Annotated in this window: 11 protein-coding genes; 3 read left to right on the plus strand and 8 right to left on the minus strand. The window is 69.0% G+C overall.

The annotated features are described in order from the left end of the window. The first annotated feature begins 45 nt into the window (after positions 1–45). Positions 46–1,065, plus strand: a complete 1,020-nt coding sequence (locus AC4D16_RS06560; protein WP_490954354.1) for an NAD-dependent epimerase/dehydratase family protein — start codon at positions 46–48, stop codon at positions 1,063–1,065. On the opposite strand, the gene AC4D16_RS06565 is transcribed toward AC4D16_RS06560, so the two are convergent. Next, the gene (locus AC4D16_RS06565; RefSeq protein ID WP_490948187.1) at positions 1,062–1,316 is read right to left on the minus strand and encodes a DUF2630 family protein; all 255 of its coding nucleotides are present in this window, start codon (positions 1,314–1,316) and stop codon (positions 1,062–1,064) included. The genes AC4D16_RS06560 and AC4D16_RS06565 overlap by 4 nt on opposite strands. A gap of 179 nt (positions 1,317–1,495) precedes the next feature. On the opposite strand from AC4D16_RS06565, the gene AC4D16_RS06570 reads away from it, so the two are divergent. Then, a complete protein-coding gene (locus tag AC4D16_RS06570; RefSeq protein ID WP_490954684.1) occupies positions 1,496–2,077 on the plus strand; it encodes a dTMP kinase in 582 nt (193 codons plus the stop codon). 58 nt (positions 2,078–2,135) lie between these two features. Here AC4D16_RS06570 and AC4D16_RS06575 read toward each other — a convergent pair whose 3' ends face one another. From AC4D16_RS06575 to AC4D16_RS06600, 6 genes are all read right to left on the minus strand, one after another. Beyond that, positions 2,136–3,059 carry an aldose 1-epimerase family protein gene (locus AC4D16_RS06575; protein WP_490954355.1) on the minus strand — a complete coding sequence of 308 codons (924 nt, stop codon included), beginning with the start codon at positions 3,057–3,059 and terminating at the stop codon, positions 2,136–2,138. Next, positions 3,056–4,567, minus strand: a complete 1,512-nt coding sequence (arfA, locus tag AC4D16_RS06580; protein WP_490954356.1) for an arabinosylfuranosidase ArfA — start codon at positions 4,565–4,567, stop codon at positions 3,056–3,058. The genes AC4D16_RS06575 and arfA overlap by 4 nt, the downstream gene beginning before the upstream one ends. A 73-nt stretch (positions 4,568–4,640) precedes the next feature. Next, positions 4,641–5,570, minus strand: coding sequence for a carbohydrate ABC transporter permease (locus AC4D16_RS06585; RefSeq protein ID WP_490948183.1), 930 nt, complete (start codon positions 5,568–5,570; stop codon positions 4,641–4,643). Between the two features lie 3 nt (positions 5,571–5,573). Next, positions 5,574–6,533, minus strand: a complete 960-nt coding sequence (locus tag AC4D16_RS06590) for a carbohydrate ABC transporter permease (protein WP_490954357.1) — start codon at positions 6,531–6,533, stop codon at positions 5,574–5,576. Positions 6,534–6,634: 101 nt separating this feature from the next. Beyond that, entirely contained in the window at positions 6,635–7,984 is a 1,350-nt protein-coding gene (locus AC4D16_RS06595; protein ID WP_490948181.1) for an ABC transporter substrate-binding protein, read from the minus strand. Positions 7,985–8,396: 412 nt separating this feature from the next. Continuing rightward, on the minus strand, positions 8,397–9,416 hold the full coding sequence (locus AC4D16_RS06600) for a LacI family DNA-binding transcriptional regulator (protein ID WP_490954358.1): 1,020 nt from the start codon (positions 9,414–9,416) through the stop codon (positions 8,397–8,399). A gap of 164 nt (positions 9,417–9,580) precedes the next feature. On the opposite strand from AC4D16_RS06600, the gene AC4D16_RS06605 reads away from it, so the two are divergent. After that, positions 9,581–10,846 (plus strand): FAD-binding protein, encoded by a 1,266-nt coding sequence (locus AC4D16_RS06605; RefSeq protein WP_490954359.1) that lies wholly within the window; start codon positions 9,581–9,583, stop codon positions 10,844–10,846. A gap of 26 nt (positions 10,847–10,872) precedes the next feature. On the opposite strand, the gene AC4D16_RS06610 is transcribed toward AC4D16_RS06605, so the two are convergent. Further along, on the minus strand, positions 10,873–11,736 hold the full coding sequence (locus tag AC4D16_RS06610; RefSeq protein ID WP_490954360.1) for an MBL fold metallo-hydrolase: 864 nt from the start codon (positions 11,734–11,736) through the stop codon (positions 10,873–10,875). Positions 11,737–11,763 lie beyond the last annotated feature (27 nt).

The following is an 11,763-nucleotide window of genomic DNA, read 5'->3' on the forward strand; positions in this document are numbered from 1 at the left end:
GCGGCGTCCCTACCGAGCCGGGCCGCGGTGCTGTTGAGTGGGGTCATGAGACGCATCCTGATCCTCGGCGGCACCGCCTGGCTCGGCCGGGAGATCGCCCGGCACTTGATCGACGACGGCGACGACGTCACCTGCCTCGCCCGGGGGGCCTCCGGCCCGCCACCGGAGGGCGCCACCTTCGTGCACGCCGACCGTTCCTCACCGGGCGCCTACGACGCCGTCCGGGACACGGAGTGGGACGAGATCGTCGAGATCTCGTGGAACGTGCAGCACGCCCGGGAGGCGCTCGACGCTCTCGCGGGGCGCGCCGCGCACTGGACGCTGATCTCGTCCTGCTCCGTGTACGCGGCGCACGACGAGCCCGGAGCGGACGAATCGGCCGCCCTCGCCACCCCGGCGGACCCACCCGACCACGACGACTACGCGACGGCCAAGGTGCTGTGCGAGCAGGCATCGGTGGAGGCGCTCGGCGAGCGCCTCCTGATCGTGCGCGCAGGGCTGATCGTCGGGGCCGGGGACGGCAGCGACCGCTTCGGGTACTGGGTGGCCCGGTTCGCCCTGGCGGGCACGGAGGACGTCCTCGCACCGGATCTCGCCGGGCGCTCCGTCCAGGTCATCGACGTGCGGGATCTCGCGGCCTGGACCGTCGCGGCAGGCAGGGCCGGCGTGAGCGGCGCCTACAACGCCGTCGGCGATGCCCAGCCGTTCGCCGACGTCCTCGCCGAGGCCCGAGCCGTCGCGGGACACTCGGGCGGCGTGATCGAGGCACCCGCGGACTGGCTCGTTGACCAGGGCGTGACCTACTGGGCCGGCCCGCGGTCCCTGCCGCTCTGGCTCCCCGATTCCTTCTCCGGCTTCAACCGCCGCAGCAATGCGGCCTTCCATGCGGTGTCCCGCGCCCTCTCGCAGGGAGCGGCCGGCGCGCTGCGGAGTCTCCGGGAGACGCTCGAGTCCACGCTCGACGACGAACGCTCGCGCGGTCTCGACCGCGAGCGCAGGTCGGGGCTCACGCGGGAGGAGGAGCAGGAACTCCTCGACCGGCGCCGGCTCGTCGCGGCGCCCTAGCTCCTCGACCTCGGCAGGTACCCCTCGACCTGGCTGATGGGCCGGGCCGCTGCGGTGTCCGGGTCCGCCCCGAACTCCTTCTTGGCCCGCCGCTGCCGCAGGAGATCCCAGCACTGGTCGAGGTTCTCCTCGAGCCTGCGCAGGCGCTGGGCGTTCTCGAGTCCCTGCACGCTGTCCCCCTCGTGCTCACGTAACGCGTGTTCCTCGTCCACCAGGGATCGGATGGTGGTCAGGATGTTCTGGTCGTCCATGCAGGGCCTCCTCGCCGGGTCTGCACGTACCGTACCCGCGGACGGCCCACGTGACCAGACCCGGCGGGCACAACGGTCCGGCGCCGGTGCGCCGGTCCGGGGAACAGGGTCCGTCCGCCTCCCGTTGAACTGCATGACCCCTCTCGGAAGGCATCACCCTGCGCATCCTCCTCATCGGCATCGACGGCTCCGGCAAGAGCACGGCCGCCGTCGACCTCGCGCGGGCACTCACGGCCCGGGGGGACCACGCCGCCGTGTTCAGGACCCCCGCTGGCCGCAGGACCATGGCCCGCTGGTGGTCAGCCCTGCGCTGGACGCCGGGTCCCCGGATCCTCGACCTGCTCGAGACCCCGGCGCGCGTGACCAACGCACTCGTCGACGAGGTGCGGCTGCGCAGGTTCGACGGCGTCGCGGTGATCGACCGGGGGCTCCACTGCCAGCTCGCTCTCCGCGCGGCTCGCGGCCTGCCGCGGGGGCGGTTCGTGCCGCGGCTCCTGGGTGTGCTGCCCCGCCCCGACGTCGTCGCCCTCTTCGACGTCCCGGTCGAGGTGGCACTCGGGAGGGTCATCACCCGCGGCACGGACGTCGAGGACCCCGAGCACCTCGCCGCGCTGGCCTCCGCCTACCGGGAGCTGCCGGATGTCGGCTCGTTCGCCGTGGTCGACGCCTCACAGCCGCCGACCGCCGTCCTGCACGACCTGCTCGCGCTCGTCGACGCGCACGGTCACGCGCTGCCGTCGGAGCGCGTGCTGGCCGCCTGACGTCCCCGCGCACTGATTCAGCGACGTCGGCCGATCGGTCGCGGTGGACCGGCTCGGGTCAGAGCGCCGTGATGGTCCAGCCGGTGCGGTGTGACTCCCCCGGTTCGAGGACCACGAGGTCCTCGCCGGTGGAGAAGGCCTCGGGAGGGCACGTCATGGGCTCCACGGCCAGGCCCAGTCGCGTGCTCTCCGGCTTCTGCGGTAGGTCGGCCGTGTGGATCTGCACCCAGGGGCAGGTGGCATCCCAGGTCATCGCCGTACCCGTGCCCGCCCCCGGATCCGTCACCCGGACCGTGGCCAGTCCGCTGCCGTCGCGGATGATCCCGGTGAAGGCGTGGTCGATCTGGACGTCACCGACGGGCCGGGCGGTGCGGAAGTCGAAGGCCGTGCCGGCCACCGGCTTCTTCGCGATGGGCAGCAGCCGGTCCGGGCTGACCGTGAGGACGGTCGTGGCGGGGAGCTCGAACACCCAGTGGTCCAGCGGAGACGGGCCCGCCAGGAGGTAAGGGTGCGGGCAGACCCCGTACGGTGCCCTGCGCGTACCGGTGTTGGTGGCCCGCACGTCGGTGCGGAAGCCCAGCGAGTCGACGGAGAACCGCGCCTCGAGGGCCAGTTCGAAGGGATAGCCGTCGGAGGGATGGACCACGCACGCGAGTGTCACCGACGAGGCCGAGTGGTCCAGGAGGGTCCACGATGCCGCGTACACGAGCCCGTGCAGCGCAGTGCCCCGCTCGGGTTCGTTGATCGGCAGCTCGTACTCGACGCCGTCGAACGTGTACCGCCCGTCGCCGATCCGGTTGGGCCAGGGCGCCACGAAGGCGCCGCGGAAGTTCGGCATCTCCTCGTCGGCACCGAAGCCGACGGTCAGAGGCCGCCCCTGGTGGGTGAGCTCGCGGACGGTGGCCCCGAGGCCGAGGACGACGGCCGTGTAGCCGTCGCCCTCGATCGTGTACTCAGGACCATGTGCATCGAGCGGACTCATGCCAGGGAGAGCGCCGTCCAGGAGACGGGCGGCAGGGTGACGGTGACGGTCCCGCCGTCGATCACCGCGGAGGTGTTGGTCTTCATGCTCACGCGCTCCGGCTCCTCGAGGGTGTTCTTCGCATACACGTCGTCGTCGAACAGGGACTGCGCGTCGACGGTGCTGAACCCGTTCAGGGCAGCGATGTCGATCGTAACGGTGATCTCCTCCTCCAGTGATCGGTTGACGAGGAACACGGCCGTGTTGCCCGTCGCGTCGTCGTGCGTGGCGACGGCGTCGACGAGCGGCACCTCACCGTAGGTCCTCGTCCCGTAGGTGCCGGCGTCGAGCTTGAGTTCGAGCACCGAGCCCTGCGCCAGCTTCGAGGTGAGCGCAAAGGGGAAGAAGGTGGTCTGGCGCCAGGCCGGGCCACCAGGCTCGGTCATGATGGGCGCGATCACGTTGACGAGCTGCGCGAGCGACGCCGACGTCACGCGGTCCGCGTGCTTCAGGAGCGAGATCATGAGGTTGCCGAACACCACGGCGTCTGCCACCGAGTAGCAGTCCTCGAGCAGGCGCGGGGCCACGGGCCAGTTGTCGAGGCCCTTGATCTTGTCCACGTTCTCGAAGCGGCTGATGTACCAGACGTTCCACTCGTCGAAGGAGATGTTGATCGTCTTGGAGCTCTGGCGCACGGCCTTCACGTGGTCCGCGGTGGCCACCACGGAGTCGATGAAGTGATCCATGTCCACGGCCGAGGCCAGGAACGAGCCGAGATCGCCGTCCTTCTCCTCGTAGTAGGCGTGGCAGGAGATGTAGTCGACGTCATCGTACGTGTGCGAGAGCACCACGCGCTCCCATTCGCCGAAGGTCGGCATGTGGGCGCTCGACGAGCCGCAGGCCACCAGTTCGATGGACGGGTCCAGTTGGCGCATGGCCTTCGCCGTGCGTGAGGCGATCTTACCGTAGTCCTCGGCGGAGCGGTGCCCGAGCTGCCAGGGGCCGTCCATCTCGTTGCCGAGGCACCAGATCTTGACCTCGAACGGGTCGGGGCGGCCGTGGGCCATGCGCTGGTCGGCGAGCGAGGTGCCCTTGGGCAGGTTCGCGTACTCGAGCAGTTCCAGCGCCTCGAGCGTGCCCCGGGTTCCGAGGTTCACGGCCAGCATGAGGTCGCTGTCCACCTTCCGGAGCCAGGAGGCGAACTCGTGCATGCCCACCTGGTTGGTCTCGGTGGAGTGCCAGGCGAGGTCCAGGCGGGTGGGGCGCTCCTCGCGGGGGCCCACGCTGTCCTCCCAGCGGAAACCGGAGACGAAGTTGCCGCCCGGGTAGCGGATGGTGGAGACCCCCATCTCCTTCACGAGGTCGATCACGTCCTGGCGGAAGCCCTCGTCGTCGGCCGTGGTGTGGCCGGGCTCGTAGATGCCGTCGTACACGTGGCGCCCGAGGTGCTCGACGAAGCCGCCGAAGATGTTGCGGTTGATCCGCCCGACCGTGAAATGGGGGTCGAGCGTGAGACGTGCGTTCTGCATGGGACTACTTTCGTTGCGCGTGCGGCTGTGAGCGGCGGGAGGGATCTCGAGGGGACGGTGGGCAGCCCGGGGGCTACTTGAGCGATCCGAGTGAGAGCCCGCCCTGCCAGTACTTCTGGAGGGAGAGGAAGGCGATGATCAGCGGGATGATCGAGATGAACGCGCCCGTGGTGATGAGGTTCCACAGCGCCTCACCGCCGCTGCCCGCGTTGGAGAGGGCGGTCCACCCGTTGAGGCCCACCGTCACGGGGAGCAGCAGCGGGTCGCTGAGGACCGCCAGCGGCAGGAAGAAGTTGTTCCACGTCCCGACCACCGAGAGCAGCAGGACCGTCACGATCCCCGGGCGGAGCAGGGGCAGGGCGATGGTGAAGAACGTGCGGATCTCACCGGCGCCGTCGATCCGCGCGGCGTCGAGGAGGTCGTCGGAGATGGCCTCCTGGGCGAACACGCGCATGAGATACACCCCGAACGGGCTGAGCAGCGAGGGCAGGATGACGGCCCAGATGGTGTTCACGAGGCCCGCTTCGCTCAGGAGCACGAAGGTGGGGATCACGAGGGCGGTCAGCGGCACCATCACGGCACCGAGGAGGATCCCGAAGAAGGCGCCACGGCCGCGGAACTTGTACTTCGCGAAACCGTAGCCGGCGAGCACCGCGAGGACGGTGGCCCCCACACCGCCTGAGATCGCGTAGAGGAACGAGTTGCCGAGCCAGCGCCAGTAGATGCCGTTCTGGCGGTCGAAGAGGCCCTGGACGTTGTCCACGAAGTGGAACTCGTCGTCGAACCACAGCGGCCCCCCGGAGCCGCCGAACAGGCCCGCGGTGTCCTTGGTGCTCGCGACCGTCAGCCACCAGATGGGGGTGATGAAGTAGATGACGAGGATGAGCAGGAAGATGTGGGAGCCGATGCGGGGGCCGCCGTTGCGGGCCCGGCTGCGTGACGCCGCACTGCGGTTCCCGCGGCCTCCGTCCTGCTGCTTGATCGTGTCTGTGACGAGGGCCATGGCTTATTTCAGTCCGCTCTGCTTGCGGGTCAGGAAGAGGAAGAAGAACGAGAACACGAACACCACGATGCCGAGGGCGAAGGAGATGGCCGAGGCGTAGTTGAACTGGCTGTAGGAGAACGCCAGCGAGAAGGCGTACATGTTCGGCGTGTAGTCCGTCGGTATGGCTCCCTGAGCGACACCCCGCAGCACCTGCGGTTCGGTGAAGAACTGGAGCGTCCCGATCAGCGCGAAGATGACCACCATCACGAGTGAGGAGGAGATCATGGGGATCTTGATCCTCGTGGCGATCTGCCGGTCGGACGCGCCGTCGAGCACGGCGGCCTCGTAGATGCCGGGATCGATCCCGCGGAGTGCCGCGTAGATGATGATCATGTAGTAGCCGGCCCACTGCCAGGTCACGATGTTCACGAGACTGCCGAAGATGGCGTCCTGGGCCAGGAAGTTCGGTGCCTCGGCCCCGAACAGGGCGAAGACGGTGCTCGCCGGGCCGAACCGCGGGCTGTAGAGGAAGCCCCACATGAGGGCTCCGATGACCACCGGTACCGCGTACGGGATGAAGATCATGAGGCGGGAGAACTTGGACGCCCAGGTGGCGAGGTTGTCGAGCACGAGCGCCGCGACCAGCGCCACCAGCATCTGCGCCGGGATCATGATGAACGCGAACTTCGCGACCGTCACGAGGCCCTCAAGGAACAGCGGGTCCCCGAACGCCTTCACGTAGTTGTCACCGCCCACGAAGCGGTTGCCCGTGGCCAGGGTGCTGCTGAACAGGCTCATCCGGAACGCGAACACCAGCGGCAGGATGAGGAAGACCACGAAGACGACCGCGAACGGCGCCACGAAGAGCCACCCCCAGCGCTGTCGGCGCCGGAAGCTGCGATCGGGCCGGTGCTTCACCTGCTGCGGGGTTCCGGGTGGTTCGGCGCGGTGGGACGACGTCGGCGCGGTGGTCGTTGCCATGGTGGTCTTTCCTCAGGCTGTGGGGCGGATGACGCGGTGGACGGGGTCCACGAATGCCGGAGGGAGGGTGCGCGCACGGAGCACGCACCCTCCCCCAGGTGCTACTTCAGGGTGAAGCCCTGCTCGGTCGCGTACTGCTCGAGGGACGCCTGGAGGTCGTCGAGCGCCTGGCTCGCGTCCTTCTCGTCCTGGACCATCGCGAAGATCTGCACGGTCAGCTGGTCGTAGGCGTAGCTCTGGAAGGGGCTGTACGTCGCACCCTCGTAGCCGGCCGCGGCCTCGAGGAACACGTCCTTGTTGATCTGCTGGCCACCGAAGAAGGGGTACTCCTTGTCGGCGAACTCCTGCGAGTCGAGAACCGGCGCGTAGGACGGGAAGAGCGCCCCGACCTCGATGCCCAGGTTCATCTGCTCCTCCGAGCCGAAGATCTCCTTGGCGACGCGAGCCGACAGTTCCTTGTCGCCGGCCTGCTCGGTGACCGCGAAGGTGGAGCCACCCCAGTTCACCTGAACGGGGTTGGCGGCGTCCCACTGGGGAAGCGGCGCTGCTCGCCACTGCGCATCAGGATCGGCGTCGGAGAGGCCCTGCAGGTAGCCGGGGCCCCACGCCGCTGCCAGGTACACCGCGTACGTGCCGTCGACGAGCTTGGTGTTGTAGTCGGGCGTGAAGGCGTCATCCGTGGCGACGAGGCCGTCCTTGATCAGCCCGTCCCAGTACTCGAGGACCATCTTGGCGCCGTCGTCGTTCACGTTGATGCCGATCTCCTGCGAATTCGCGGAGTCGTAGTCGAACGGCTCGGAACCCGCCTGGGCGAACAGCGCCTGGTTGAAGGCACGTCCGTTGGTCGGGAAATCGGTGAGGACGCCGGGGGCACCGGAGGCTTTCAGCTGCTCGGCCGCGGCGCGAAACTCCTCCCACGTGGTGGGCACGGCGATACCTGCGGCATCGAAGATGTCCTGTCGGTAGACCATGCCCATGGGTCCGCCGTCCACGGGGATCGCGTACACCGCGTCACCGCTCGAGGCATCCTCCCAGGCACCCTCCGCGTAGTTGGCCTCGACGTCCGCCGCGCCGTACTCGGTCAGGTCCACGAGGGCGTCCCGGATGGTGAAGGAGGGCAGCACCTCGGACTCGAGCTGGATGACGTCCGGCGCGCCGGAGCCCGATTCGATGGAGGTGGAGAAACGGGTGTACTCGTCGTTGCCCTGCCCGGCGTTGGTCCAGCAGATCTGGACGTCGTCGTTGGCGTTGTTGTAGGCGTCCACGACCTCGTTGAAGCCCGGGTACCAGGCCCATACGGTGACCTGGGGCGCATCGGCGTTGACGATCGTGTTGGTGCAGGAGGCCGCCTCCTCGCTGCCGCCGCCTTCGCCACTGCCACCGGAGCAGGCGGTCAGTGCAATAGCAGAGGCGGCGACGATGCCGGCCGTTGCCAGGAACTTGGCTTTCATATCTTGTGCTTCCTCTCGCGGTGGGGGTCCACCGTGGTCCGCCTCGGGGGCGGCCTGTCCAGGTGCTGCAGGGAGGAGGATCAGCCGGGACGCCAGGTGAGAGCGCCCACTCGAATCTTCCTTGATCCGGGTCCGTCCTCCTGCGTGGGCACCTCGCGGGGCGAGGGTGTCGGCAAGCGTCGGTTCCGATGTTTACATCGTTGTAGGTAAACGATGTAGAAGAAGCATGCAGAGTGAGGCCCGTCACTGTCAAGCGCCATGGACAGGGAAAGCGCATCGACGCCCGAACCGTGATCGCCGGAGGCGATCAGGCAAGGGTGGGCGCCCTCCGCCGCGCGGGCGCGCAGGGGTCCCCGGCTCACTGCGCCGGCAGTTCCGGCCGGAGTCACGCTAGAACGGACGGGTGAGCCGTCTACCCGGCAAGCGCTGAGGATTCCCGTTCGATGACCCGGTAGCGCGCCTCGAACTCGCGCGGCCTCATGTCCTTGTCGCGTCCGGCGATCCGCTCCTGCAGCACGCGGACCGCGGTGTCGGCGATCTCCACACGGCCGGGATCGATCGTGGAGAGCGTGGGCAGGGAGTACTGGCCCTCGTCGAGGTCGTCGAAGCCGATCACCGCGACGTCGTCCGGGATCCGGCGGCCGGCCTCCTGCAGCACGCGCATCGCGCCGAGCGCCAGGGTGTCGTTCATGCCGAACATGGCGTCGAACCCCACGCCCGATTCGAGGAGCTCGCGCATCGAGGTGGCGCCGTTGGCCCGGTGCCAGAAGGTGGTGTACCCCACCAGGGCCGGATCGAAGGGGATCCCTGCCTCCTCGAGCGCCTGCTGGTACCCGCGCAGCCGGAGGCCGGCCGAGCCGATGACCTCGCCACGGTGACCACCGACGACGGCGATGCGACGTCGGCCCTTGGAGATCAGGTGCGCCGTGGCGGCGCGTGCCGATTCGACGTTGCTCATGGTCACGTGGTCGGTGGGTCCGTTGAAGATGCGCTCACCGAGCAGCACCAGGGGGAAGTTCACGTTGAGGTGATGGGCGTCCTCGTTGGACATGCCGAGCGGGCTGAACAGCAGGCCGTCGGTCATCTGCAGGCGCGGGCTCCGGAGGATCTCCAGTTCGCGTGCGCGGTCCCCGCCGCCGGTCTGCTCAATCAGGACCTTCAGGCCGCGCCGCTCGGCGGCCGTGATGACGGCGTCGGCCAGTTCGGCGAAGTAACTGAGAGAGAGCTCGGGCACGGCGAGGCCGATCACGCCCGTCTTCCCCGACCGCAGGCTGCGGGCCGAGAGGTTCGGGCTGTACCCGAGCTCGTTGATGGCCTCCATGACGCGCTGCTTCGTGTCGGCGCGGATGTGCTGGTAGTCGTTGATGACATTGGAGACGGTCTTGATCGAGACCCCGGCCGCGAGCGCAACGTCTTTCAATGTCGCCGCCATGCCGCTCCTCGAATGCCGTGGTGATGCGTGGTACGCCACGCGTTGTGCGAGTCTACAACGTTGTAGGATGAGCGGACATTCTCCCGGGGCTGTCGCCGCGCCATCATTCGTGCATGGTCCCGGCGCACACCCTTCCCGAGGACACCGACCGGACAAGGACCACCATGCTCCAGCAACAGGTACGCGACAGGTTGAACTGGGCCGGGAACTACGAGTACCGCGCCCGGTCGCTCGAGCATCCCACCTCCCTGTCCGAACTGCAGCGCGCCGTGGCCGGCGCCACGCGGGTCAGCGCCCTCGGCTCCCGGCACTCCTTCAACGACACCGCGGACACTCCAGGGACGCTCATCGCCCTGGACGTGATGGATCCCGACGTGGTCATCGACGAGACCGCGATGACCGTCACCATCGGCGCGGGCGCACGGTACGGAGTGCTCGCCGAGCTCCTCCAGCGCCGCGGCTTCGCCCTCCACAACCTCGCCTCGCTCCCCCACATCTCGGTGGGTGGCGCCATCGCCACGGCCACGCACGGATCGGGGGACGGCAACGGTAACCTCGCCACGGCCGTGGTGGGGCTCGAGCTCGTGACGGCCTCGGGCGACGTGCTGGTCGTCCGGCAGGGCGATCCCGACTTCGACGGCATGGTGGTGGGACTCGGCGCGCTCGGCGTGGTGCACCGCGTGACGCTCCGGATCGAGCCGACGTTCAACGTGCGCCAGGACGTCTTCACGGAGGTCCCGTGGGAGGCGGTCCTCGGGAACTACGACGCCGCCACCTCCGCGGCCTACAGCGTGAGCCTCTTCACCGACTGGACCAGCGACACCATCACGCAGGCGTGGCTGAAGAGCAGGATCGACGCCGGATCGGCGCCCACGGAGTTCTTCGGCGGCACGCCCGCCGACCGCGCCCAGCATCCGGTACCCGGCGTCCCCGCGGACCACTGCACGGAGCAGCTCGGCGAGCCGGGCCCGTGGTCGGACCGTCTGGCGCACTTCAAACTCGCCTTCACCCCGAGCAACGGCGAGGAGCTCCAGACGGAGTACCTGGTGGGCCGCGAACATGCCGTGGATGCCATCCGGGCCATGCGGGCGCTCGGTCCACGGATGGCACCCCTGCTCCAGGTGTCCGAACTCCGCTCCATGGCGGCGGATTCCCTCTGGCTCAGCAACAACCACGGCCGCGCCGGCATCGGGCTCCACTTCACGTGGAAGCGCCTGCAGCCCGAGGTCGAGGCGCTCCTGCCGGAGCTCGAGGCGGCGCTGGCGCCCTTCGGAGCCAGGCCCCACTGGGGCAAGCTGTTCACCGCCACCGCAGCCGACCTCGCTCCCCTCTACCCGCGGTTCGACGACTTCCGGGCACTCGCCCGTCGCCTGGACCCCGAGGGGACGTTCCGGAACGCCTTCCTCGACCGCACGGTGTTCGGCTCCTAGCCCCGTCCTCCTGACCCCGTTCGTAGTCAGTGCTTGCGGGTCAGCCAGGTCCAATGGGCCAGGGTGCGGAGGCGGATCAACAGTGCCCTCGATTGCTCCGGCCCGTAGGGCAGGATCGGGATGGCCTTGGTCATGTCGACGGACGCCTCGTCCATGGCCATGCGGGTCACCCTGATGGCACTGCGCATCTTGTTCATCTGCGTGGTCACCTCGGCCATCCCCACGGGCGCGCCGTGCCCGGGCACCACGACGTCGTACAGGTCCTCGAGCGCGATCATCTTGCCGAGCGTCCGCACCCAGTCCACGGGGAACGAGTCCTCGAAGGCCGGGTCCGCCCCCTCCTCCACGAGATCCCCGGCGAAGAGCACGTTGCCCGCCCCCACGAGGAGATCGTGGTCGGTGTGCCCGCGTCCGAGGTGGAAGAGCGTGGCGTGCACGTCGCCGAGATCGAGGTCCACGGGTGCGCCGTCCACGAGCCTGTTCGCAGGCAGGACGGCGGTGCCCGCGCCGTCGTTCCCGGCCATGCCCGGCTCCACGCCCGCGACGAGCGCGCGCTGCTCCTCGCCCGTCTCGCCCTGGGCCGCACTGCACCGCGAGGTGGCCCAGATGTCCTCGACGCCCTGGGAGCGGAAGTGGTCGTTGCCGAAGAAGTGGTCCGCGTGCGCGTGGGTATTGACGACCACCAGCGGGAGGTCCGTGATGTCACGGACGTGCGCGTACACCTCGGCGGCCGATCGCGGCCCCTCGCCGGTGTCCACCACGAGGGCCTTCAGAGTCCCGACCACGAGCCCCACGTTCATCCGGAAGCCGGCGGTGGACAGCACGTAGATGCCCGGCGCGAGTTCGTTCCAGGGGCTGGGGGTCTCGGCGCTGGGGGCGTCGGCGGTCATGGGTACCTCTCGGGGTCGGCGGCAACT

The sequence above is a fragment of the Arthrobacter sp. TJ-236 genome (assembly GCF_058269235.1).

Bases quoted from the DNA above. Each gene is read 5' to 3' on its own strand.
- AC4D16_RS06585 (WP_490948183.1), bottom strand. From the start codon at position 5,570: ATGGCCCTCGTCACAGACACGATCAAGCAGCAGGACGGAGGCCGCGGG.
- AC4D16_RS06590 (WP_490954357.1), bottom strand. From the start codon at position 6,533: ATGGCAACGACCACCGCGCCGACGTCGTCCCACCGCGCCGAACCACCC.
- arfA (WP_490954356.1), bottom strand. From the start codon at position 4,567: ATGCAGAACGCACGTCTCACGCTCGACCCCCATTTCACGGTCGGGCGG.
- AC4D16_RS06605 (WP_490954359.1), top strand. From the start codon at position 9,581: ATGCTCCAGCAACAGGTACGCGACAGGTTGAACTGGGCCGGGAACTAC.
- AC4D16_RS06595 (WP_490948181.1), bottom strand. From the start codon at position 7,984: ATGAAAGCCAAGTTCCTGGCAACGGCCGGCATCGTCGCCGCCTCTGCT.
- AC4D16_RS06575 (WP_490954355.1), bottom strand. From the start codon at position 3,059: ATGAGTCCGCTCGATGCACATGGTCCTGAGTACACGATCGAGGGCGAC.
- AC4D16_RS06600 (WP_490954358.1), bottom strand. From the start codon at position 9,416: ATGGCGGCGACATTGAAAGACGTTGCGCTCGCGGCCGGGGTCTCGATC.
- AC4D16_RS06560 (WP_490954354.1), top strand. From the start codon at position 46: ATGAGACGCATCCTGATCCTCGGCGGCACCGCCTGGCTCGGCCGGGAG.
- AC4D16_RS06610 (WP_490954360.1), bottom strand. From the start codon at position 11,736: ATGACCGCCGACGCCCCCAGCGCCGAGACCCCCAGCCCCTGGAACGAA.
- AC4D16_RS06565 (WP_490948187.1), bottom strand. From the start codon at position 1,316: ATGGACGACCAGAACATCCTGACCACCATCCGATCCCTGGTGGACGAG.